Origin of the sequence: Pseudomonas sp. St316 (assembly GCF_018325905.1) — a bacterium.
Lineage (GTDB): Bacteria > Pseudomonadota > Gammaproteobacteria > Pseudomonadales > Pseudomonadaceae > Aquipseudomonas.
This window is the reverse complement of sequence record NZ_AP021901.1, coordinates 4,320,541-4,344,150: the sequence shown is the minus strand read 5'-3', so window position 1 is coordinate 4,344,150 and position 23,610 is coordinate 4,320,541. Positions and strand designations below refer to the sequence as shown.

General features: G+C 61.6%; 21 protein-coding genes. 15 read left to right on the top strand and 6 right to left on the bottom strand.

Annotation, left to right across the window (positions count from 1 at the left end; all coding sequences use genetic code 11):
* Positions 1-3: 3 nt before the first annotated feature.
* From KI237_RS19130 to KI237_RS19120, 3 genes are all read left to right on the top strand, one after another.
* Entirely contained in the window at positions 4-684 is a 681-nt protein-coding gene (locus KI237_RS19130; protein ID WP_212796574.1) for an amino acid ABC transporter permease, read from the top strand.
* A 1-nt stretch (position 685) separates the two neighbouring features.
* Entirely contained in the window at positions 686-1,333 is a 648-nt protein-coding gene (locus KI237_RS19125) for an amino acid ABC transporter permease (RefSeq protein WP_212796573.1), read from the top strand.
* Positions 1,334-1,450: 117 nt separating this feature from the next.
* Entirely contained in the window at positions 1,451-2,470 is a 1,020-nt protein-coding gene (locus KI237_RS19120) for a hypothetical protein (protein WP_212796572.1), read from the top strand.
* Positions 2,471-2,479: 9 nt separating this feature from the next.
* Here the strand turns inward: KI237_RS19120 and KI237_RS19115 are convergent, their stop codons facing one another.
* On the bottom strand, positions 2,480-2,674 hold the full coding sequence (locus KI237_RS19115) for a hypothetical protein (protein ID WP_003200134.1): 195 nt from the start codon (positions 2,672-2,674) through the stop codon (positions 2,480-2,482).
* Positions 2,675-3,000: 326 nt separating this feature from the next.
* On the opposite strand from KI237_RS19115, the gene glsB reads away from it, so the two are divergent.
* A complete protein-coding gene (gene glsB, locus KI237_RS19110) occupies positions 3,001-3,909 on the top strand; it encodes a glutaminase B (RefSeq protein WP_212796571.1) in 909 nt (302 codons plus the stop codon).
* Positions 3,910-3,972: 63 nt separating this feature from the next.
* Here the strand turns inward: glsB and KI237_RS19105 are convergent, their stop codons facing one another.
* Entirely contained in the window at positions 3,973-4,302 is a 330-nt protein-coding gene (locus tag KI237_RS19105; protein WP_212796570.1) for a hypothetical protein, read from the bottom strand.
* Positions 4,303-4,934: 632 nt separating this feature from the next.
* The gene (locus tag KI237_RS19100; protein WP_212796569.1) at positions 4,935-6,881 is read right to left on the bottom strand and encodes a DNA topoisomerase III; all 1,947 of its coding nucleotides are present in this window, start codon (positions 6,879-6,881) and stop codon (positions 4,935-4,937) included.
* A gap of 242 nt (positions 6,882-7,123) precedes the next feature.
* Between KI237_RS19100 and KI237_RS19095 the strand changes: the two genes are divergently transcribed.
* From KI237_RS19095 to KI237_RS19080, 4 genes are all read left to right on the top strand, one after another.
* The gene (locus KI237_RS19095) at positions 7,124-7,531 is read left to right on the top strand and encodes a response regulator (protein WP_212796568.1); all 408 of its coding nucleotides are present in this window, start codon (positions 7,124-7,126) and stop codon (positions 7,529-7,531) included.
* 102 nt (positions 7,532-7,633) lie between these two features.
* The gene (locus KI237_RS19090; protein ID WP_212796567.1) at positions 7,634-8,155 is read left to right on the top strand and encodes a sigma-70 family RNA polymerase sigma factor; all 522 of its coding nucleotides are present in this window, start codon (positions 7,634-7,636) and stop codon (positions 8,153-8,155) included.
* A complete protein-coding gene (locus tag KI237_RS19085; RefSeq protein ID WP_212796566.1) occupies positions 8,152-9,111 on the top strand; it encodes a FecR domain-containing protein in 960 nt (319 codons plus the stop codon). The genes KI237_RS19090 and KI237_RS19085 overlap by 4 nt, the downstream gene beginning before the upstream one ends.
* Before the next feature lie 96 nt (positions 9,112-9,207).
* A complete protein-coding gene (locus KI237_RS19080) occupies positions 9,208-11,685 on the top strand; it encodes a TonB-dependent siderophore receptor (RefSeq protein ID WP_212796565.1) in 2,478 nt (825 codons plus the stop codon).
* A gap of 42 nt (positions 11,686-11,727) precedes the next feature.
* On the opposite strand, the gene KI237_RS19075 is transcribed toward KI237_RS19080, so the two are convergent.
* Positions 11,728-13,350 (bottom strand): MFS transporter, encoded by a 1,623-nt coding sequence (locus KI237_RS19075; RefSeq protein WP_212796564.1) that lies wholly within the window; start codon positions 13,348-13,350, stop codon positions 11,728-11,730.
* A 204-nt stretch (positions 13,351-13,554) separates the two neighbouring features.
* On the bottom strand, positions 13,555-15,198 hold the full coding sequence (locus KI237_RS19070) for a GMC family oxidoreductase (protein ID WP_212796563.1): 1,644 nt from the start codon (positions 15,196-15,198) through the stop codon (positions 13,555-13,557).
* A gap of 130 nt (positions 15,199-15,328) precedes the next feature.
* On the opposite strand from KI237_RS19070, the gene KI237_RS19065 reads away from it, so the two are divergent.
* From KI237_RS19065 to KI237_RS19055, 3 genes are all read left to right on the top strand, one after another.
* Complete coding sequence (locus tag KI237_RS19065; RefSeq protein ID WP_212796562.1) at positions 15,329-16,213, top strand: LysR family transcriptional regulator; 885 nt, start codon at positions 15,329-15,331, stop codon at positions 16,211-16,213.
* A gap of 262 nt (positions 16,214-16,475) precedes the next feature.
* A complete protein-coding gene (locus tag KI237_RS19060) occupies positions 16,476-16,847 on the top strand; it encodes a c-type cytochrome (protein WP_212796561.1) in 372 nt (123 codons plus the stop codon).
* Between the two features lie 115 nt (positions 16,848-16,962).
* Positions 16,963-18,261, top strand: coding sequence for a D-arabinono-1,4-lactone oxidase (locus KI237_RS19055; RefSeq protein ID WP_212800659.1), 1,299 nt, complete (start codon positions 16,963-16,965; stop codon positions 18,259-18,261).
* 217 nt (positions 18,262-18,478) lie between these two features.
* On the opposite strand, the gene KI237_RS19050 is transcribed toward KI237_RS19055, so the two are convergent.
* Positions 18,479-19,423, bottom strand: coding sequence for a SphA family protein (locus KI237_RS19050; protein WP_212796560.1), 945 nt, complete (start codon positions 19,421-19,423; stop codon positions 18,479-18,481).
* A 207-nt stretch (positions 19,424-19,630) separates the two neighbouring features.
* Here KI237_RS19050 and KI237_RS19045 point away from each other — a divergent pair, with 207 nt between their 5' ends.
* The 4 genes from KI237_RS19045 (at position 19,631) to KI237_RS19030 (ending at position 23,510) form a co-directional block, all read left to right on the top strand.
* Entirely contained in the window at positions 19,631-20,674 is a 1,044-nt protein-coding gene (locus tag KI237_RS19045; RefSeq protein ID WP_212796559.1) for an AraC family transcriptional regulator, read from the top strand.
* An 84-nt stretch (positions 20,675-20,758) separates the two neighbouring features.
* Complete coding sequence (locus KI237_RS19040) at positions 20,759-21,517, top strand: GntR family transcriptional regulator (RefSeq protein ID WP_212796558.1); 759 nt, start codon at positions 20,759-20,761, stop codon at positions 21,515-21,517.
* On the top strand, positions 21,510-23,240 hold the full coding sequence (locus KI237_RS19035; RefSeq protein WP_212796557.1) for a fumarate reductase/succinate dehydrogenase flavoprotein subunit: 1,731 nt from the start codon (positions 21,510-21,512) through the stop codon (positions 23,238-23,240). The genes KI237_RS19040 and KI237_RS19035 overlap by 8 nt, the downstream gene beginning before the upstream one ends.
* Positions 23,241-23,264: 24 nt before the next feature.
* Positions 23,265-23,510, top strand: coding sequence for a 4Fe-4S dicluster domain-containing protein (locus KI237_RS19030; RefSeq protein WP_003180418.1), 246 nt, complete (start codon positions 23,265-23,267; stop codon positions 23,508-23,510).
* Positions 23,511-23,610 lie beyond the last annotated feature (100 nt).

Genomic DNA, 23,610 nt, shown 5'->3' with positions numbered 1-23,610 from the left:
TCGATGTTCGACTCAAGCGAGCTGACCAAGTCCCTCGACCTGCTGCCATATTTTCTTGAGGTCTTGGGCATCGGTGCACTGACCACCCTGGGCCTGACGGCGGCGTCTTTCATTGTGGCGGCGTTGCTGGGGTTCGGCCTGGCGTTGATGCGCCTGTCGCGTCACCGGGTCCTGGGATGGGTGGCCAGTGTTTACCTGGAGGTGTTTCGCAACGTCCCGATCCTGACTCAGCTGTTCATCCTTTATTTCGGCCTGACCTACATTGGGATCACGTTACCGGCCATCGGCGCGGCGATCATCGGTTTTGGCCTCAATGGCGCGGCGATGCTGTCGGAGGTGTTCCGTTCCAGCATCCTGAACGTCGATCGTGGGCAGAGCGAGGCCGCGTTCTCCATCGGCATGACTCGGGCCATGGCGATGCGCATGATCGTCTTGCCCCAGGCCTTCAAGGTGTCGATTCCAGGCATGGCGAACTTCGCCATCGGCCTGCTCAAGGACACGTCGCTGGCCTCGGCCGCCGCCGTGCCGGAACTGATGTTCAAGGCCAAGATGCTCGTGAGCGAGACCTACCAGACCAACCTGATCTATTTCCTGCTGGCCATCATTTACCTGGCGCTGAGCCTGGTGCTGGCCCATTGGGCGGCGCGCACCGAGCGTCGTCTCACCGTGATCAAGGAGAACTGACATGGGCTATGGCGAGTTGTGGGAAGCCACCCACGTTGAATTGCTGCAAGCCGCCTGGGCCACCTTGCAGTTGGCCTTTGGTGCACTGGTGATTGGCTTGGCGGTCGGGCTGCTGGTGGCGTTGGCGCGCTTGTCCGGCTCGCCAGCGCTGCGTCGGTGTGCGCTGTTCTACATCGAGATTTTTCGCGGCACGCCGGCGCTGGTGCAGCTGTTCATCGTCTACTTCAGCCTGACGGCGGTGGGCGTGCAGTTCAGCTCGTTCCAAGCGGCGATGATCGGGCTGGGGCTCAATGCGGCGGCCTACTTGTCGGAGATTTATCGTTCGGGCCTGGAGGCTGTGCCCAAGGGGCAGGTCGAGGCGGCGAAAGCCATCGGCATGCCGCGCCTCCAGCTGTTGCGTTGGGTGGTGCTACCCCAGGCAATTCGCATCGTGCTGGCGCCCATCGGCAATGTGGCGATTTCCCTGCTCAAGGATACTTCGGTGGCCTCGCTGATCGCCGCACCGGACTTGATGCTGCGCGCCCAGGATCTGAGCTCCGTGTATTTCATGCCGCTGGAAACTTATGTGCTGGTCGGCGCCCTGTATTTCGCCATGTGCTATCCGTTGTCCATGGTGGTGCGCCGGTTGGAACGGCGGCGTAAATCCTGAGGACCATTCAGTATGTACTGACATAACACACATGGGTTTTGTGTGTTTCCTCTAAGCCTCTGTTCCCCGCCACCTATACTCAACCCGTGGGTGACCTGAATCCAGGGTGGCGTGATCGTGCTGCGTTCGCTGATGCTGGCCATTATGCTCGTTCTGGCGGGGTGCGCCACGTCACAGCGCGGTCAACAGGCGGCCACGGTGACGATTGACCAGGCCACTTGGCGACAGGTGGACCAGCAGATCATCGCCGCATCGAAAAGCGCTATCGAACAGGCCGGACTCTATGCCCGTGGGTCGATGGAACATTGGCGTGTGTTGGTCTATGAACGCACCGAGGCTGAGTTCATCCCCTGGTTCAGCAGCTATTGGACCCAGGAATGGCTGGCGGTGAAGGTCAGTTGGTATGACGCCAGTGCCAAGGGCGAGGCGGATTCCTCGGCCAGGCGCCTGGCGGTTTACCTGCAAGAACAATATCGCGAGCAGGTGCTGGAGCCGGTGGCGAAGGAAATTGATCCCGAGGCGATCAGGGCTGCGGCGACGGACTACTACATACGCCAGCTCAATCAGCAGGTCCAGGTCATTGCCCTGCGGCATCAAATCCCGAACGAACTGATGAACCGGCGCCTGCACGGCATTGCTGCCATCAACCTGGGGCCGCCGGCGGCGCGTAGCGCGTCGTTGTACGAGGTGGTGCATACCGAACCGCTGAACACACTGCCGGCTTATGCGGCCCTGATCGATCACGTCAACAAGGCCGCTGCCACAGGTGCCGGGCCCTCAGAAGCGGTGATCGCAACAGTGGCGCAACGCACCAGCGAAAAAATCGAGGCGCAATTTACCACGCGCGGGGCGACCAGCGCGGCGGCGGCAGTAGCCGGGAAGGCAGCCGGGGCGTTGATCTCGGTGGGCGTGGCGGGTATTCGCGCGATCATTCATGAGGGCGAGCGGCCGGAAATGGAGGCGCAGATCCGCAAAAGCCTGAGCGCAGCGTTCGATGAGGCGTGGTTCAAGTCGCTCAAGCATCCCCTCAGCGGGGTGATGGCACCGGTGTACTACCTGGACGAGGAAATAGAAGGCAGCCTGGTGGAGTCGGACCTGGCCAATCGCGCGGTGGCATTGCCGGACATCAAGCCGTAATGGGCTGGCTCATTCTGATCCGAGGGTGACCCGACAACCCTTGCGCTGGCGGATCTGCTCGTCCGATGGGCGTTCCTTGATGAATTCGAAGCGCGGCTCGCCTTCGCTGTAGATCACCAGCCAGCCCCATTCCAGCTCGCTTTCATCCTGCCCGGGCTTGGGCGGTGAGGCCCACCAGGGTTCTTTTTGCATGATCTGACGCATCGTCTACTCCTGTCGATTGATTCTTTGAACTATAGACCGCACGATTTTTTGACATGCGCCCCCGAAAACTTTTGAAGCGCCTGAGGCAAACACATTTTGTGGCGAGGGGATTTATCCGTGGGAGCAAAGCTTGCTCGCGATGAGGCCAACGCGGTCTCCTTGGGAGCCGAGGCGCCTGCATCGCGAGCAAGCTTTGCTCCCACGGATAGCCCTCTCGCCACAGGGGATTTGTGCAGTTTGATGCAACAGTGTGCTCTGACCTCGCCCACCAGCGTCTAGCGTCTGTATCCCCGCACTCGAACGGGGAATGACTGGACCCCGCGCATATGCAAGCACTGTTGAACGAGATCCTCGATGCGGTTCGCCCCCTGATTGGTCAGGGCAAGGTGGCCGACTACATTCCGGCCCTGAGCACTGTGGCGGCCAACCAGTTGGGCATTGCCGTGTATGGCAACGACGGCGAGTTGTATTGTGCTGGCGACGCCGAAACAGCGTTTTCGGTGCAGAGTATTTCCAAGGTGTTCAGCCTGGTGCAGGCCATCGGGCATTCCGGCGAAGCGATCTGGGAGCGCCTGGGCCATGAGCCGTCCGGCCAACCATTCAATTCCCTGGTGCAACTGGAATTCGAACGCGGTCGACCGCGTAACCCTTTCATCAACGCCGGCGCGTTGGTGATCTGCGATATCAACCAGTCGCGTTTCGCCGCCCCGGCACTGTCGATGCGCGATTTTGTGCGCCGTCTGTCGGGTAACCCACAGGTGATGGTGGACGGCAAGGTCGCCGAATCGGAATACCAGCATCGCGCCCGCAACGCGGCGATGGCGTACCTGATGCAATCTTTCGGCAACTTTCATAACGACGTGGAAGCGGTACTGCGCAGTTATTTCAGCCACTGCGCCCTGCGGATGAGCTGCGTCGACCTGGCGCGGGCGTTCTGCTTCCTGGCCAACGACGGGTTCTGCAAGCACAGCGGCGAACAGATCCTCAGCGCCCGGCAAACCCAGCAGGTCAATTCCATCATGGCCACCAGCGGTTTGTACGATGAGGCCGGCAATTTCGCCTATCGCGTCGGCCTGCCGGGCAAGAGCGGGGTCGGTGGCGGGATTGTCGCCGTGGTGCCGGGGCGGTTCACGGTGTGCGTCTGGTCGCCTGAACTCAACGTCGCCGGCAACTCGCTTGCCGGCATGGCGGCGCTGGAGTTGATGAGCCAGCGGATCGGCTGGTCAGTGTTCTAGAGTCTGCTTCACAAAAAAAGGCCCGCTCCTGGATCAGGAGCGGGCCTTTTTGTTGAGTGGTGATCAGCAGAGGCGATCGATGACCCGGACCTCAGAAGTGGTCTGCATCGACTGCCAGGCCAGGGTCAGCGTTTGCAATACGCGACCGATGAAGTCTTTGTCGGCCGCGGCCTTCTTGCCGACGTAGCCCTGGCCACGGCGGTACATCTTCAGCCGGGCACCCAGCTCTTGCGTGTTCTTTTCGAACTCGTCTTCGCGGGTGTAGGGCGACAGGCAATCCATATGCACCTGGCCAGTCTTGCTGATCCACAGGATATGGTTGTCGAGAGTGTCCTTGTGTGCTGCGAATATGCGAGCCAGTTCATCAATAGATGGTTGATTATTCAGATTCATGTGTAAGCCCCTTGACCATTTGGTTGATCTGTCTGGTGGTTCGCAAAAACTTCGCTTCTCGGTAAGTGCTACCTGGTACCGAAACCAGGCCGTCAGCGTTCATCCGTCGAATTTCGACGGGGTCGTGCATCGGTTGTGTAGTGTTATCGAAGGGCTGCTACGCAAATGCGCTACAACGAAGAGAAACAGCGAAGGATCTTCAGGCAGTGTCAACTTTCGAGGGTCGACCACGCGCATCATGAGGATCTTCGCCGACGTTTCTCGTCCTTGTTACCGGACGGTCATGCCAGGTCAGCACCTTCAATCTGCCTTGTGGGCAGTCCCTTATCCAAAAAACAGCTCGGCGGTCAGACGAGCTTGCTCAAACAGTTGCCTGTACTCCCGATCGGGGAGACGTCTGCATCATGCAAGGGCAAATCGGAGGCGTCAACGGTTTTGTAGTGATTATTTTTGGTCACTACATATTGTCGGACAAAACGGTTTGGGTATGAGGATTTCCGGCCAAACCCCATTCGGTGTGGGAGCGAGCTTGCTCGCGATGGCGGCGTATCAGTCGACATCCTTGTAGCTGAACTGCCGCTTATCGCGAGCAAGCTCGCTCCCACGGGGATTTTGGTGGGCCTGATTTCTGCTCAGGTGGCCTTGGCCTTGCTCGCCTTGCGCGGTGCACCGCCAGCCTTGCGCTTGGCCGGCTTGCGTTTGTTTTTCCACGGGGTGGCGCCACGGCCGGCGGGGCTGGCCGGGCCGCTGATGGTCAGGCTCATGCCCTGGCAGCGGGCGACGTGCTTGCTCATCCAGGCGGCTTGCCGGGTGACGAATTCTTCCAGGCTCATTTCACCGCTTTGCACCATGTCCAGCGCTTGCTCCCAGATGGCGGTGGTGCCCGGGTCGGCGATGGCCCGGGGCACCGCGTCGATCAGGCTGAAGGCCGCCGGGGTGGCGGACAGGGCCTTGCCGTTTTTCACCAGGTAACCGCGGTCGAGCAGCCCCTGGATAATCGAGGCCCGGGTCGCTTCGGTGCCAATGCCGGTGGTGTCCTTGAGCTTCTGCTTGAGCAGTGGGTCTTCTACCAGTTTGGCGACGTTCTTCATCGCCTTGATCAGGTCGCCTTCGGTGAACGGCTTGGGCGGTTGGGTCCACAGGTCCTTGGGTTTCACCTCGTCCACCGTGCAATCACGACCTTCGGCCAGTGCCGGCAGGGTCTGCGGCGCCGGTGCCTCACGGCCTCTGGCCGGTGCCAGCGCTTCGGGCAGGGCGCGTTTCCAGCCGGGTTCGACGATCTGCTTGCCCACGGCACGCAACGCCTGGCCGGCACAGTCGAAGTCGGCCTGGGTGCGGTCGTATTCGTGGTTGGGCAGGAACTGCGCCAGGTAGCGCGCGCGAATCAGCGTGTAGACCGCGCGCTGCTTGCTGGCGAGTTTGTCGAGGTTCCTGGCGGCGGCGGTGGGAATGATGCCGTGGTGAGCGCTGACCTTGGCGTCGTTCCAGGCCCTGGACTTGCGTTGCGGTTGCAGGTGCTCGCGCAGCGGTGCAAGGCTTGGGTCGGCCTGGGCGAGGGCGGCCAGGATCGCCGGTGCCTCACTGTGCTGGCTCAAGGGCAGGAAACCGCAATCGCTGCGAGGGTAGGTGATGAGCTTGTAGGTCTCGTAGAGCGACTGGGCAATGTCCAGGGTTTCCTGGGCACCGAGGCCGAGTTTTTTCGAGCAGACTTCCTGCAGCGTGCCCAGGTCGAAGGGCAACGGTGCCGCTTCGCGCAGGCGCTCGGTACGCACCTTCAGTGTCCGGGCGGTGGCGGCGTTGCTCATGGCCTGCGCGGCGTCCCGGGCCAAGGCCTGGTTCAGGCAGCGCTCCTGGTCGTCGCAGGCATCCGGGTCGGCGCGCCACTGGGCGGTGAACGCCGTACCTTCGTGGCTGAGCTGTACGTCGATGGCCCAGTAGGCGACCGGCACGAAGTCGGCGATGCTGCGGTCGCGGTCCACCACCAGCCGCAGCGTCGGGGTCTGCACGCGGCCCACCGGCAGTACGCCTTGGTAACCGGACTGGCGCCCCAGCAGGGTGAACAGGCGACTCATGTTCATGCCGATCAGCCAGTCGGCCCGGGAACGGCCCAGCGCCGAGTGGTACAGGTTGAAGGTTTCGGCACCCGGCTTGAGGGCGGCCAGGGCCTTGCGGATCGATGCTTCGTCCAGGGCCGACAGCCATAGCCGCCGGATCGGCCCGCGATAACGGCAATGTTCCACCAACTCCCGGGCGATCATTTCGCCTTCACGGTCGGCGTCGGTGGCGATCACCAACTCCTTCGCTTCTCCCAACAGGCGCTTGACCGCCTTGTATTGGCTGGCGGTTTTCGGCTTGACGGTCATTTTCCATTGCGCCGGCACGATGGGCAGGTCGGCCAGGACCCAGCGCTTGTAGCGCGCATCGTAGGCATCCGGTGGGGCGGTTTCCAGCAGGTGGCCAATGCACCAGGTGACCGTGACGCCGGGGCCCAGCCAGCAACCGTCGCCACGGCGGGTAGCACCGAGGACTGCGGCGATGTCCTTGGCCTGGGACGGTTTTTCACACAGGTACAGCTGCATGGCGCCCTTTTCCTGAGCAGGTTTGATGGGGTTGTAGCATGGTCATGGATGCGCGTCAGGGCAAGTTTTATCTGTATGGATATACAGATAAAAAGCGTTTCGCTGCGTTGCCAAGGGGTGTCTGGCATGCATTCGGCGGCCTGTTGGCATGCAGAATGAATTTCTCGAAGGGGTATCGCTCATAACTTCAAGGCGGTTGCTACCGCAAAGAAGGTTTTATGAGGTCAAGGAGAGTCACTTTCATGAATTCGATGCCACATGACAATGGCCAGGCGACTACACGTTTGATTCTCGTGGTGGAAGATGATCCAACCATCCTGGAGTTTCTCTGTGAAATTCTCGAGGAGGAAGGGTTCGTCGTGGAACCTCGTGAAAGCGCTGACGATGCATTGTCGTTCCTCGAAGAGAGCGCCCATTTTGTCGACCTGTTGCTCACCGACATCACCATGCCCGGCAGGATCGACGGTGCGGACCTGGCCAACCTGACGGGAGACCGCTGGCCGCAGATCCCACTGCTGATCATGTCCGGCTTCGAGACCCCGGAAAGCGCTGGAATCAAGCACCACGCTTCGTTCATCGCCAAGCCCTGGGCGCTGGGACAGATGCTGGACCTGGTGGAAAGCACGGTGAAAAGTCACTCCATGAACTGAGTCATTGCAGCGAGTGGTGGTGGCCGGGCATGTTTGGGTTGCAAGCGGCGATAGGCTCCATGACAATGCGAGTAATTATCAGTCGCGAATCATTCCATTGCCATGCCCGCCAACGATCCGTCCCTACGCAGTGCTGTCGACGTTCTGTACAGTGATCATCACAGTTGGCTCCAGGGCTGGCTGCGCAAGCGTCTGGGCAACACCTTCGATGCCGCGGACCTTGCCCAGGATACGTTTGTGCGGGTCATCAAGGCGCGCACTGCGCTGGATATCCGTGAGCCACGACCGTACCTGTCGAGGATCGCCAAAGGGCTGCTGATCGACCTGTTTCGCCGTCGCTCGCTGGAGCAATCCTACCTCGAAGTCTTGGCGGCCATGCCGCAAGAGCAGCAGCCCTCGCTGGAAGAGCAGGCGATCATGCTCCAAGCCTTGATGGAGATCGATCGCTTGCTCCTGGGGTTGGGGCCGCGCGTCAGGCAGGCGTTCATCCTGTCGCAGTTCGATGGCCTGACGTACCCGCAAATTGCCGAACGCCTGGGGGTCAGCGTACGCACGGTCAACAACCACATGGCCAAGGCCATGGAGCATTGCTGCCTGATGCAGATTCAACTGCAGCTTTCATGAACCTGCCCCCTGAAGAGTTGAACGCCATTCGTGTGGCGGCGCAGTGGTACGCCCGGCTGCATTCGGGCATCACCACCGACGCGGACCGGGCCGACTGGCGCGCCTGGCTGGCTGCGGATCCGTTGCACAGCCAGGCCTGGCAACGCATGGCGGCAGTGGCCGAGCAGATGGCAAGCGTACCCGGCGCCTTGGCCGCATCGACCTTGAGCGACACCCACCGTCGATCCCGCCGCCAGGTGTTGCGCAGCGCCTTGCTGCTGACGTCCGCCGGCGGCCTGGGCTGGTTGGGCTGGCGCAGCCAGGCAACCCAGAACCTGTTTTGCGATTACCGCACCGCCGTGGGCGAGCGTCGCGAGTTCCAACTCGCTGATGGCAGCACGGTCCTGCTCAACACCGACACCTCGATCAATGTTCGTTTCGATGGGCAGCAGCGGCGCCTGGAGCTGTTGCAAGGTGAGATTCTCGTGACGACGGCGGTCGATCCCTTGCGACGTCCGTTCAAGGTGGCCACGGGGCCGGTCGAGGTGCTTGCGTTGGGCACGCGGTTTATCGTCCGTGGCCAGGCGCGAGGCGGCGAAGTGGCGGTGCTGGAGAAAGCGGTCGAGGTGAGCCTGCCGGCGATGGGGTCAAGGAGGCGGGTCGAAGCCGGCCAGCGCCTGGATTTCAATGAACGGTCGTTGGGGGCGCTGCGTGGCAACGATGTGTCGGTTGGTGCCTGGCAGAAGGGCAGCATCATCGCCATTGACCGTCCTCTGGCGGCGCTGCTGGATGAGCTGTCGCGCTACCGCCCCGGTGTGCTGCGTTGGGACCCGGCGATTGGCGACTTGAAGGTGTCCGGTGTGTTTCCTGTCGATAACACCGACCTCGCCCTGGCGGCGTTGGAGAGCGGCTTTTCGTTGCGAGTGACCCGCTACAGCCGATTCTGGGTCCAGGTCGCCGGTGGCGACCGGCGGTGACGCTGTGTAATAAAAAAGTCCGGGCCTGCACTTTTCATCCTCATCGTTCGGCTCTTCCTCAGTAAGTTTTTATCGACCGTTTTGGGGAAGGGAAATATGCCTTGGGTAAGCGCGCCAAGCCGTCTGGTGTTTGCAGTGAAAATCGGCTTGCTGGCTGTCACCACCGCCGGCGCCACGGCCGTGAATGCCAGCCCGGTTCCAGGTGCCTCGGCGCAGCAGCGTTCGGTGCAGGCCTACGATATCGGCGCCGGTAGCCTGGTGGATGTGCTGACCCGTTTCTCCAGCGCCGCCGGTGTCGCCCTTTCGTTTGATGCCCGGCAACTTGAGGATCTGCAATCGCCAGGCCTGAGCGGTTCTTTCGGCGTGGGCGACGGCTTTGCCCGCATTCTTGACGGTAGTGGCCTGCAAGCTGAGCCCCAGGCCAACGGCACGTACGTGCTGCGCCGGCTGCCTGCCAACGGTTCGGTCATGGAGCTGGGAGCCACCACCATTGAGGCGCAGATGCTCGGGGCGACCACCGAGAACAGTGGTTCCTACACGACGGGCGCGGTGACCATCGGCAAGGGCGAGCATTCCCTGCGCGAAACGCCGCAATCGGTGACAGTGATCACCCGCAAGATGCTCGATGACCAGAACCTCAACACCATCGATCAAGTGATGGAAAAGACCCCCGGCATCACCGTCTACGACTCGACCATGGGCGGCAAGTATTTCTATTCCCGTGGGTTCCGGATGTCCGGTCAGTATCAATACGACGGCGTTCCACTGGACATGGGCAACAGCTATGTCCAGGCCGACAGTTTCAGCAGCGATATGGCCTATTACGACCGTGTCGAAGTTCTGCGCGGTGCCGCCGGCATGATGAAGGGCGCGGGCGGTACGTCCGGTGGCGTCAATTTTGTCCGCAAACGTGGCCAGGCCACGGCCCAGACCGAACTCAGCCTCTCGGGCGGCACCTGGGACAACTACCGTGGACAGGTCGATACCGGTGGCCCGCTGAATGATGCCGGTACCGTGCGGGGCAGGGCGGTGATCGCCGAGCAGAGCCGGCATTTTTTCTACGACGATGCCCAGCGCAAGGACCAGATTTATTACGGTGCCCTGGATTTCGATCTGTCGCCCGACACGACGCTCGGCGTGGGCGTTGCCTATGAAGACGTCGATGCAAGCCCTTGCTGGGGCGGGCTGCCTCGCTACCGGGATGGCAGCGATTTGAAACTCAGCCGCTCCACTTGCCTGGATCCGTCGTGGAACACTTGGCGCAGCCAGCGGACCACGGTGTTCAGCGATCTCAAGCATCAGCTCAATGACGACTGGGCGGTGAAGGTCGCGGGTGTCTATACGAAAAATACCCAGGACATCAAATACGCCTTTGCATCGGGTTCGGTGACGCCCGGCACCTCGACCACCAACATGCTGGGCAGCATGTACGACTACGACCAGGTCGATTACGGCCTCGACGCCTATCTGGACGGCAAGTTCGCCGCCCTGGGGCAGCAACATGAGTTGATCGTCGGTTTTAACGCCAGTCGCTCGGACAAGGATGATTTTTTCTCGGTCGTAGTGCTGCCACAGAAGCAGAATGTGTTCGAGCCGGATCGACATATTCCCGAACCGGACGACAGTTACTTCATCGAAAACTCGACGCGCGGTGGCCCGGTCAAGACCGTTACCGAGCAGCAAGGCATGTATTGGACCCTGCGCCTGAAACTGGCCGACCCGTTGACCTTTGTCGTGGGCAGTCGGGTGAGTTGGTACAGCTCCAAGACCGACTCGCAGTTCCTCACCGGCGGTTCGGAGCACGCCAAGAGCACGGAAACGGGACAAGTCACGCCGTTTGCCGCCGTGTTACTGGACCTCGATGAGCACCTGACGGCTTACGCCAGTTATTCGGATATCTTCACTCCCCAGGGCAACTATCGCTCCGAAAGCGGCTCGGCGCTCAAGCCCCTGGTGGGCGAGAGTTATGAGTTGGGGATCAAGGGCGAGTGGTTCGAGGGGCGCTTGAACGGCGCTTTCAACCTGTTCCGCACATTGCAGAAAGACCAGGCCCAGACTGACTACGCCTCAAGCTGTGCGTCCTCGGACGGTTTCTGCTATGAGAACGCCGGCAAGGTTCGCGCCCAGGGCTTCGAAGCCGAGATCAGCGGTGAAGTCATCGAGCGCCTGCAACTGCTGGCCGGCTACACCTACACCCAGACCAAGACCCTCGACGATATTGACACCAGCCTCAACGGTGGCTCGTTCAACAGCTACGTGCCGCGCCAGGTGTTGCGCCTGTGGGGTGATTATGCCCTCGGCGGGGCATTGGAACGGTTCAGTATCGGCGCCGGGGTCAATGCACAAAGCGACAATTTCCGCGTATCGCCGGCGAGCGGCGAGAAGATCACCCAGGCCGGTTATGCCGTGTGGAACGGTCGCGTTGGCTACCGCATCGATGACACCTGGTCGTTGGCCCTCAATGGCAACAACCTGTTCGACAAGCGTTACTACACCACCATCGGCACCGAGAGCTTCGGTAACTATTACGGGGAGCCACGCAATTTCACCATGACTGTGAAGGCGCGTTTCTGATCCGCTGGCGAGGGCGCCTATGCCCTCGCCACGGTTTGGCCCTCAGTTGGTATCCAGGTCCACGTTGCGGGTTTCCCGCAGGCAAATCATACCCACCACCAGGCTCACCCCGGTGATCACCACCGGGTACCACAGCCCGTAGAAAATATCCCCGGTGTAGACCACCAGGGCAAACGACACGGTGGGCAGGAAACCGCCGAACCAGCCGTTGCCGATGTGGTAGGGCAGGGACATGGAGGTGTAGCGGATCCGGGTCGGGAACAGTTCGACCATCAACGCCGCCAGCGGTCCGTAGCACATCGCCGAGATGATGATCAGCGCCACGATCAAGGCCACGATCATCGGCCGGTTGATCTGCTGTGCATCAGCCTGCTGCGGGTAGCCGGCCAGTGTCACTGCACCGCGCAGGGCCGCTTCGTCGTAGCCTTCGAGTTTCACGTCACCGACGCTGACCTGCACCGAGCTGCCAGCTGGAGCCGCAACGCTGCTGTAGGGCAGGCCTTGCTTGACCAGGAAGGTCTTGACCTTGTCACAAGGGCTGTCGAAACGCGCCTTGCCCACCGGGTCGAACTGGAAGGTGCAGGTGGCCGGGTCGGCGACCACGGTGATCGGTGCCTGGCGGCTCGCCTGGTCGATGGCCGGGTTGGCGTAATGGGCCAGCGTCTTGAAGATCGGGAAGTACAGCGCGGTGGCCAGCAGCAGGCCAATCATCAGCACCGGTTTGCGCCCGACCTTGTCCGACAGCCAGCCGAAAAAGATGAAGAACGGTGCGCCGATCACCACGCTGACAATCAGCAGGCTGTTGGCCAGGGCCGGGTCCATCTTCAGGAACTGGGTGAGGAAAAACAGCACGTAGAACTGGGCGGCGTAGAAGGTCACCGCTTGTCCGGCGTTGATGCTGAACAGGGCGATCAGCACCACCTTGAGGTTCTCCCATTTGCCGAAGGATTCGCGGATCGGCGCCTTGCAGCACTTGCCTTCTTCTTTCATTTTCAGGAACGCCGGCGACTCATGCAGGCTCAGGCGAATCCAGGTGGAAATGCCCAGCAGCAGGATCGACAGCAGGAACGGAATGCGCCAGCCCCAGACTTCGAACTGATCACCCGTGAAGTAGCGGCAGCCCAGTACCACTAACAACGAGAGCAACAACCCCAGTGTGGCGGTGGACTGAATCCAGCTGGTATGGAAACCGCGCCTGCCCATCGGCGCGTGCTCGGCCACGTAGGTCGCTGCGCCACCGTACTCACCGCCCAGGGCCAGGCCCTGGAGCATGCGCAACAGTACCAGGATGATCGGCGCGGCGATGCCGATGCTGGCGTAGTTGGGCAGCAGGCCGACGCAGAACGTCGCCAGGCCCATGAGAATGATGGTCGCCAGGAAGGTGTATTTGCGCCCGATCATGTCCCCCAGTCGGCCGAACACCAGCGCACCGAATGGTCGCACGATGAAACCGGCGGCGAACGCCATCAGGGCGAAGATGAACGCGGTGGTGTCGTTGACCCCGGCGAAGAACTGCTTGCTGATCACCGCCGCCAGGGCGCCATAGAGGAAAAAGTCATACCACTCGAACACCGTCCCCAGGGACGAAGCGAAGATGACTTTCTGGGTTTCCTGGCTGGTGCCGGCGCTGCGCGTGGCTTCCAGGGGCTGAACATGCTCGGACATAGCGGTATCCCTCACAGTGATTGTTTTTGTTGTTCCACTGCGACGCCGGGGGGCGTCTCCTGATTTGACACACTTTCCTTGAATCGACTCATCTCCCCTGTGGGAGCGAGCTCGCTCGCGATGACGGCTGCACATTCAACAAATAGGTGACAGACAGACCGCTATCGCGAGCAAGCTCGCTCCCACAGGGGGCTTGGTGTTTTTTCAGACGGTGGCCGGCTCCTTTTGGGGCGTGGTGATTCTTGTGTCCGCCTCAAGCATCATCTGCGCTGCCTTCTCGGCAATCATCAAGGTCGGCGAGCAGGTATTGCCCGAGGTGATGCGCGGCATGATCGAGGCGTCGGCGATGCGCAGGCCCTTGATGCCGTGGACGCGCAGTTGCGCATCCACCACCGCGTCACGATCCTGGCCCATGCGGCAAGTGCCGACCGGGTGGAAAATCGTCGTGCCAATCCGGGCGGCGGCCTGGTGCAGCTCCTCTTCGGTTTGCAGGCTGGGCCCCGGCAGGTATTCCACCGGTTTGAACGCGCTCAGGGCCGGGGCCGCGACGATGCGTCGGGTCAGGCGGATGGCGTCGGCGGCGACCCGCAAGTCTTCGGGGTGGCTCAGGTAATTGGGTTGGATCAGCGGCGCTTCGTGCGGGTCGGCCGAACGAATGTCCACCCGACCACGACTTTGCGGGCGCAGGTCGCAGACCGAGGCGGTGAACGCCGGGAAGCTGTGCAGCGGTTCGCCGAAGCGCTCCAGGGACAATGGTTGTACGTGGTATTCGAGGTTGGCCGAAGCCTGCTCCGGGCCCGAGCGGGCGAATGCGCCGAGTTGACTGGGGGCCATCGACAGCGGGCCGCTGCGGTCGTACAGGTAGCGCAGGCCCATGCCCATCTTGCCCCACAGGGTACCGGCGATCTGGTTCAGGGTGCGGGCGTTTTCCAACTGGTAGATCAGTCGCAGTTGCAGGTGGTCCTGCAAGTTGCCGCCGACACCGGGCAGCTCATGGGTCACGCCGATGCCCAGGCGTTGCAGCAAACTGCGCGGGCCGATCCCGGAGCGTTGCAGGATGCCCGGCGAGCCCACGGCCCCGGCGCACAGGACAATGTCCTTGCGGGCCTTGAAGGTCATGCCTTTGCCTTGCCAGCGCGCGCTGACGGCGTGGGCACGTTCGTCACGCAGCAACACGCGGTCGACCTCGACGTCGGTCAATACCGTGAGGTTGGCGCGGTGGCGAATTGGTTTGAGAAACGCCTTGGCCGCGTTCCAGCGTACGCCGGCTTTCTGGTTGACCTGGAAGTAGCCGCAGCCTTCGTTGTCGCCGCTGTTGAAGTCGTCGATGTTCGGGATGCCGCTCTGTTCGGCGGCGCTGCGGAAGGCATCGAGAATCGGCCATGACAGGCGCTGGCGTTCGACTCGCCATTCGCCGCCGGCGCCGTGGAATTCGGACGCGCCGGCAAAGTGATTTTCGCTTTGGCGAAACAGCGGCAGCACGTTTTCCCAGGCCCAGCCGGGATTGCCCTCGGCGGCCCAGCCGTCGTAGTCCGCCGCTTGGCCGCGCATATAGATCATGCCGTTGATGGAGGAACAACCGCCCAGGACCTTGCCGCGGGGGTAGCTCAGGGCGCGACCTTGCAGGCCCGGTTGCGCTTCGGTCTTGAAGCACCAGTCGGTGCGTGGGTTGCCGATGCAGAACAGGTAGCCGACCGGGATGTGAATCCACGGATAGTTGTCGCGCCCACCGGCTTCGAGCAGCAGCACCCGGTGTTGCGGGTTGGCCGAAAGCCGATTGGCCAGCAAGCATCCGGCAGGGCCGGCGCCCACGATCACGTAATCGTATTCATCGACGACAGGTTGCATTCGCGACCTCATTCTTGTTTTTGTGGGATCCATCCTAGTTGTTAGTTTTCGTCAAAAGAATGTTAGTTTTTGTGCAGCGGCTGTGCGTTTATAAACAGTCATGCCTTCGGGCGCGTTCAAGGATCGCCTCATGTTCGACTGGAATGACCTGCGCTATTTCCTGGAACTGCAACGCAGCGGGCGTTTGTTGACGGCTGCACGGCGCATGAACACCACCCACGCCACCGTGGCCCGGCACATCGAGGCCATCGAGAAAAGCCTCGGTACGGCGCTGTTTGTCCAGCACGCCCAAGGCTATGAACTGACCCCGGCCGGCGAGACATTGCTCAAGCACGCCGAAGCGATGGAGAACGTGGCGTTGCTGGCCCAGGAGGACATTACCCAGTCTAGCGCGCCCCTGGGCAAGATCCGCCTGGGGGTGACCGAAGGGCTGGGCATCATGTTCCTCGCCAGTCGCATGGACGGGCTGTTCCAGCGCTATCCGGGGCTGGAGGTGGAACTGGTGGCGGTGCCGCGGTTTGTCAGCATCCTCAACCGCGAGGCAGAAATCAGCATCCACCTCGAACGCCCGGCGGCTGACCTGCTGGTGACGCGCAAACTCACCGACTACAGCCTGGCGCTGTACGCCAGCCAGGCCTACCTGGACCGCTCGCCAGCGCTGCGCAGCCGCGAAGACCTGGCCCGCCATGCCTGGATCGGGTATGTCGATGATCTTTTGTTCAGCCAGGAACTGATGTTCCTCAACAGCTTTTGCCGCAACCCTCGGGTGGTGTTCCACAGCACCAGCGTCATCGCCCAGCAACAGGCTGCGCGCTCGGGCCTGGGGATCGCCGTGCTGCCTTGCTACATGGCCAGCGGCGACCCGACGCTGGTGCCATTGCTGCCGGACGAAACCATCCGCCGCAGCTACTGGATCAGCACCCGTCGCGAACTGCACAAATCCGTGCGATTGCGGGTGTTGTGGGACTACGTGGTGCAACTGTGCGAACGCGAGCAAGGGCTGCTGCTGCCCTGAGCACACAACACCTTTATGGCGAGCGGCTATGTGGGAGCAAGGCTTGCCCGCGATGAAGGACACACGGCCTATCTGGAACCGAGTCGCCTTGATCGCGGGCAAGCCTTGCTCCCACAGATAAATGCCCTCGCCACAAAGGTAATTGATACGCCAGCACCTGGCCGCCCAAGCCCCCTTTTATGGCCCCCAATGACCTCAAGCCGAAGCGCTGGCGTGCCTTAGTGTTGGCCTACAACAACAAAAGCGCAGCCAAGAGGGCCCCATGCCGGCTACGACACCTTCAACCTGGCTCAACCCTGTCTCCATCATCCTGCTTGGCGTCCTGCTCACAGGCTGCGGCGAAGAGGCCAAACCGCCCGGGCCCACGGTGTTCACCGCCATGCCCAGCGATGCGGCGCTGGCCCAGGTCTACGACAGCAGCTGCAAGCTCTGCCACGCCAACCCCGGTGCCGGGGCGCCGTTGACCGGCGATACGAACGCCTGGGCCCCGCGGGTCGCCCAGGGCGCCGACACCCTGCTGGACCACGCGATCAACGGCTACAACGGCATGCCGCCGATGGGCCTGTGCATGCACTGTTCCCAAGAGCAGTTCCTGGCCCTGATCGCCTTCATGTCCGGTCAACACTTCCAATAACAACGACGGGTACAACGGCATGACGATGGACTACTCACGGCGTCGGTTGCTGCAACAGGCCGGCGTTGTCGCAGCCTTTACGGCCCTGGGCAGCCAGGGCGCCCTGGCCGAGTTGATGCGCGCGCCGCGGCTGATCCCGTGGCGCAATTGGTCCGGTGCGCAGAGTTGCCTGCCGGCGGCACGCCTGGCCCCCAAGGACCTCGATGAGCTGGTGAACGTGGTGAGGCGCGCCGAAGGGCGGATTCGTCCGGTGGGTTCCGGGCATTCCTTCAGTGCCCTGGTGCCCACTGACGGCACCTTGTTGTCGCTGAGTTTTTTCAGTGGCCTGTTGGCTCATGATGCGGCCAGCCTGCAAGCCGAGTTCGGCGGCGGCACGCCCATGTCCCGCATGGGCCCGGCGCTCAAGGCCATCGGCCAGGCACTGCCGAACATGGCTGACGTGGATTACCAGACCCTGGCCGGTGCCATTGCCACCTCGACCCATGGCACTGGCAAGGCCTTCGGTTCGTACGCGTCCCAGGTGGTCGGCCTGCAACTGGTGACGGCCAGCGGCGAGGTGCTCGATTGCGATGCCCAGCATCACCCCGAAGTGTTCAAGGCTGGCCGGGTGTCCCTTGGCGCGCTGGGACTGGTGACCCGCGTGCGCCTGCAGAACCGCCCCGCCTATCGCTTGCGCGAGCACCAATGGGTGGCGAAAACCGAGGAATTGCTCGAGGACGTGGAAGCCAACACCCGGGACAACCAGCACTGGGAAATGCAGGTCGTCACCCATTCCGACTACGCATTGTCGATTACCCTGAACGAAACCACGGACCCGGCCACGCCGCCAATCAGCCCCGAGGAGGAGGGCGGCAACGAATTCGTTTCCCTGATCGAGAACCTCGACAAGTACGGCAGCGATTTTCCCACGATTCGGCGAGCGCTACTCAACAGCTTGCGGCTGGTGGCCGATTTCGACGACCGGGTCGGTGATTCCCATGACATCTACGCCAATGCCCGCACCGTGCGTTTCAATGAGATGGAGTACTCGGTGCCGGCCGAACACGGCCCGGCATGCCTGCGTGAAATCCTCGCACTGATCCGCGACAAGGACCTGCGCACCTGGTTTCCCATCGAGTACCGCTACGTGAAGGCCGACGACATTGCCTTGAGCATGTTCGAAGGCCGGGACAGTTGCTCGATCTCGGTTCACCAGCATTACCAGATGGACCATCACAATTTCTTTGCCGCCATCGAGCCGATCTTCTGGAAATACCAGGGCCGTCCGCATTGGGGGAAATTGCATTCGCTGAACGCCAAAGCGCTCCAGGCGCTGTACCCGCGCTGGACGGAATTCACCGAGGTGCGCCAGGCGCTGGACCCCAGCGGCAAATTCCTCAATGGGCATCTTTCGTCGATCCTGGGTTTCAGCTGAAGGAATAGCCTGTGGGAGCGAGCTTGCTCGCGATAGCGATGCATCCGTTGGCATAACTGTCGACTGACACACCGCTATCGCAAGCAAGCTCGCTCCCACAGTTGTTCAGGGGTGTTCAATATCTGCATTTCACTGCACATCCCCCTGTGCGAGCGAGCCTGCACGCGAAGCAGGCGACTCGGTCTGATGACAAAACAAGCGGTAGGGCTGCATCCATTCAAAACGCAAACGGAATACTGACCTTGGCCCAGAGCATCTCGCCTTCGGGGCGGTTTTGCACGTCGAATTCCTTGGCCCAGCGAATTTCGGCGCTGGCGTACTTGAGAAAGGTCAGGTGCAGCGCCGGGCCAATGGCGAAGACCTGGCCGCGTACCCCGTCGTCCACATCCTGCCCGGCGAATTGCACGGTGCGGCCGTACTGTTTGTCGTCGGTGGTCTGCTTCAGGTAGTAGCCGTTGAGGCCCACCCTCAGGTTGTCGGTCACGCGGTAGCTGGCGGAATAGTCGAAATGGAAAATCTGCCCCGAACGGTAGTCGGTGTCCTTGTTCTTGCGGTTGAAACTGTAGGTGCTTTTCATCGACACCTCGGTGTCTTCGGTGGGCAACCAGGTGAAGGAAAACAGCGGCTTGTAGGTGTAGAAATTGTTGCTGGTGTTGGCCAATCGATCGGTGCTGTATTCGCCGGTCGGTACGGTGATTTCCAGCGCCGCGGCCAGGGTCAGGTTCTTGCCCATGTCCCAGAGCACGATGGGTGAAATGGTGGTGTCGCCCATGCCCTCGCGGGTGTCATGCAGGCCGAACACCGAAACTTCCTGTTTGATCCAGGGCTGGGCGATGTAGATCCCCGCGCGTCCACCGGCCACCCGCAACGGGCTCAGGTAGTCGATACGCGGGACCACTGCCGTGGATTCGATTTCGACGTCCGGCAGTTCACCGCCCAACGAACTGATGTTGAATTTCCGGGCTTTGTAATGGTTGTAGTAGAGGTTGAACGCGACCATGTGGTCCGGAAGGCTGTCGACTTCCAGCGGCAACACGAAAAAGCCATCGGTGCCGGGGCCGATGTTGTCGACCCCTGATTCGGTGGCCAAGGCGGGCAGGGCATAGCCGCAGGCCAGGCCGAGGGTCAATTGCAAGGCGAATGTCGTGCGGATCGGGTTCATGTGGGGGCTCATTGTTATTGTTGGCGATGCACCGAAAGTCCGAGCCATACAAATAAGCCGTTCGCCGCCGACAGGGCAGGGTATTGGCGGCCATACAGGGGACTTGGGCGGCCAGATTTTTGTGCCCCTCGATCCGCCAGGGCATGCTAACTTTGTGAAACAACCGGTTACAAAAACGCCACCTAACGTGCTCCGGAACCCGTCCCCATGCAGATGAAAGTCATCGACCCCACCTATGAATTGGCGCTGGTATCGCCCTTCCTGCTGCAGACCCTGGCCGAGGTGGTGGCGGACAAAGGCTTCGATGCCGCCAGCCTGTGTCGCGGCCTGGGGTTTGGCCTCGATGATCTGCAAGATCCCGCCCAGCGCATTTCCTACCGCCAGGCCGTGGTCATGATTCAACGGGCGCTCAAGCTGTTGCCCGAGCAGGGGCTGGGTTTGTGGGTGGGTGATCGTAACGTGCTTGGCACCCTCGGCCTGTTGGGCCACGTCTTATCGCTGTGCGAAACCCTGCGCGATGCCTTCGCCTTGGGGGTTCGTTACCAGCACACCACCGGGGGCATCGCGGTGACCAGCGTCGAAGAAGCCACTGACCGGATTATGGTCGAGGCGACCTGCCGCCTGCCTTTCGCCGAGATCCAGGTGTTTGCCGTGGAAGAGTTCTTCGCCAGCCTGATGGTCTATGGTCGGGCGCTGGCGGGCCCCGATTTCAAGCCCCTGGCCGTGGAGTTCATGCATGCCGCGCCGTCCTATGCCCAGCAATATCAGCGGATTTTGGGGCCGGATGTGCGCTTCGGTTGCCGGCACAATCGCATGCTGATCGACGTGCGCTGGCTGGATATGCGTTTGCCCAATCACCACCCGTTGGCCCTGCGCCAGGCATTGGCCTTGCTGGAGCAGGAGGCCACCGAGGTGCACCAGAAAATCGATCTGATCCAGACCGTGGAACGGGCGATTGCCCGGGACCTGACCCGGGGCAGCCATATCGAGAAAATCGCCAGCGACCTCAACATGAGCAGCCGCACCCTGCGGCGGCGCCTGACTGAACACAGCCTGACCTTCGAGACTTTGCTCGAACAGGTGCGCCGCGGCCGCACGCTGAACCTGCTGGCCAACCCCGAGTTGTCCATCGAGCGCATCACCGAAGAGGTCGGCTACAGCGATGTGCGCAGCTTCCGTCGGGCGTTCCGACGCTGGACTGGCATGAGCCCGAGCGCGTTTCGCAACGAGAGTGCCGAAGCCCGGCTCTAAGGATATGTCCAAAGAGTATTTCTCAGGTCGTGGGTGGTTTGCCTAAGATCACGTCATAACTCGTTATGACAAGTGAAAGAGGCCATGTCCGACAACGTTCTTTCCCTCAGCAGCGTACCGCTGCACACGCAACTGCGAGACGTGCTGCGCGCACGCATTCTCGACGGTGAATACCCCCAAGGCGACCAGATGCCCTCGGAAAGCGAGCTCGGCGCGCTGTTTCGCGTCAGCCGCATCACCGTGCGCCAGGCCTTGGGCGATCTGCAAAAGGAAGGCCTGATTTTCAAGATCCACGGCAAAGGTACGTTCGTGGCCAAGCCCAAGACCTTCCAGAACGTCAGCACTCTCCAAGGCTTGGCCGAGTCCATGACCGGGCGTGGTTTCGAGGTGATCAACCGTTTGCTCAGTTTCAAGTTCATCGCGGCCGACAAGCTCGTGGCCGAGCGCCTGAAGGTGATGGAAGGGGACGTGGTGGCGCAGATCAAACGGGTGCGCTTGATCAATCGCGAGCCGGTTTCCCTGGAGATTACCTACCTGTCCAAGGCCCTCGGTGAACGGCTGGAAAAGGCCGACCTGGTCACCCGGGATATTTTCCTGATTCTGGAAAACGACTGCGCCTTGACCTTGGGTCATGCCGACCTGGCCATCGATGCGGTGCTGGCCGACAGCGACCTGAGCCAGGCGCTGGAGGTCGAACCAGGTTCGCCCATCATGCGCATCGAGCGCCTGACCCATGACACCAGCGGCCAGCCCCTGGACTTCGAACACCTCTATTACCGCGGCGATGCCTTCCAGTACCGCTTGCGGATCGACCGGCAAAAAGGGACGCAGCGCCATGACTAGAAGCACCCTGGAACAGGAATACGACATCGTCGTCATCGGTGGCGGCACGGCCGGGCCCATGGCGGCGATCAAGGCCAAGGAGCGCAACCGTGACTTGCGCGTGCTGTTGGTGGACAAGGCCAACGTCAAGCGCAGCGGCGCCATCAGCATGGGCATGGACGGGTTGAACAACGCGATCATTCCCGGTCACTCGACACCTGAGCAGTACACCAAGGAAATCACCATCGCCAACGACGGCATCGTCAACCAGGCGGCGGTGTACGCCTATGCGACCCACAGCTTCGAAACGATCGAGCAGCTGGACCGCTGGGGCGTGAAGTTCGAGAAGGACGAAACCGGCGACTACGCGGTGAAGAAGGTCCATCACATGGGCGCCTACGTGCTGCCGATGCCGGAAGGGCACGACATCAAGAAGGTGCTTTATCGGCAACTGAAACGGGCCCGGGTGAGCATCACCAATCGGCTGGTCTGCACACGGTTGCTGACGGACGAAGCGGGCGCGGTGAACGGTGTGATGGGCTTCGATTGCCGCACCGCCGACTTTCATGTGATCAAGGCCAAGGCCGTCATCCTTTGCTGTGGCGCGGCGGGGCGCCTGGGGTTGCCGGCCTCCGGCTACCTGATGGGCACCTATGAGAACCCGACCAATGCCGGCGACGGTTATGCCATGGCCTACCACGCCGGTGCTGAACTGGCGAACCTGGAGTGCTTCCAGATCAACCCATTGATCAAGGATTACAACGGCCCGGCGTGCGCCTATGTCACTGGCCCCCTGGGCGGCTATACCGCCAACAACAAGGGCGAGCGCTTCATCGAGTGCGACTACTGGAGCGGGCAGATGATGTGGGAGTTCCACCAGGAACTCGAAGGCGGCAATGGTCCGGTGTTCCTCAAACTCGATCACCTGGCCGAGGAAACCATCCAGAACATCGAAGAGATCCTGCACAGCAACGAGCGGCCCAGTCGCGGTCAGTTCCACGCCAACCGTGGCACCGACTACCGCACGCAGATGGTGGAGATGCACATCTCCGAAATCGGTTTTTGCAGCGGTCATTCAGCCTCGGGCGTGTGGGTCAACGAGCGGGCCGAGACTTCGGTCAAGGGCTTGTACTCGGCCGGCGACATGGCGGCAGTGCCGCACAACTACATGCTCGGTGCATTCACCTACGGCTGGTTTGCCGGCAACAACGCCGCGGACTTTGTGGCGGGAAAGGATTTTTCGGCGCTGGATGCCGGACAGATCGAACGGGAGAAGGCGCGTGTCTACGCACCGCTGGATCGCGAGCACGGCCTGCCGCCGGCTCAGGTGGAATACAAGCTGCGCCGCTTCGTCAACGATTACCTGCAACCACCGAAAGTCACCAGGAAAATGCAGATCGGCCTGCAACGCTTCAGCGATATCCAGCGCGACCTGGACCAGATCAAGGCCCACAACGCCCATGAACTGATGCGCGCCATGGAAGTCAGCGTGATCCGCGACTGCGCCGAAATGGCCGCCCGCGCTTCGCTGTTTCGCGCCGAAAGCCGTTGGGGCCTGTACCACTATCGGGTCGATCATCCACAACGCAACGACAGCGACTGGTTTTGCCATTGCCATTTGAAGAAGGGCGATGACGGCGCGATGACCTCATTCAAGAAAGCCGTCGAACCCTACATCATCGCCCTCGATGCCGACGAACTGCAGGCTTACGACCGGCTGCGGGTCGGTGCCGACGCGGCGTGAACCCTTCACCCAAAGAGACCCCCCATGGCCTATCAACCCCAGGAAATCTTTTTCCGCTCCAATGCTCCCGTCACCGTGGACGAGGACAAATGCATTGCCCACAAGGGCTGCACCGTCTGCGTCGATGTCTGCCCCATGGACCTGCTGGCGATCAACCCAGCGACCCAGAAGGCCTACATGGCGTTCGACGAATGCTGGTACTGCATGCCCTGTGAAAAGGACTGCCCGACCGGGGCGGTGAAAGTCGAGATTCCGTACCTGCTGCGTTGACCGGCAGGACGCTATCGCGAGCAAGCTCGCTCCCACAGGGATTTGTGGGGAGCCCAAGATCTGTGGACACCCGAGAACCCTTGTGGGAGCGAGCTTGCTC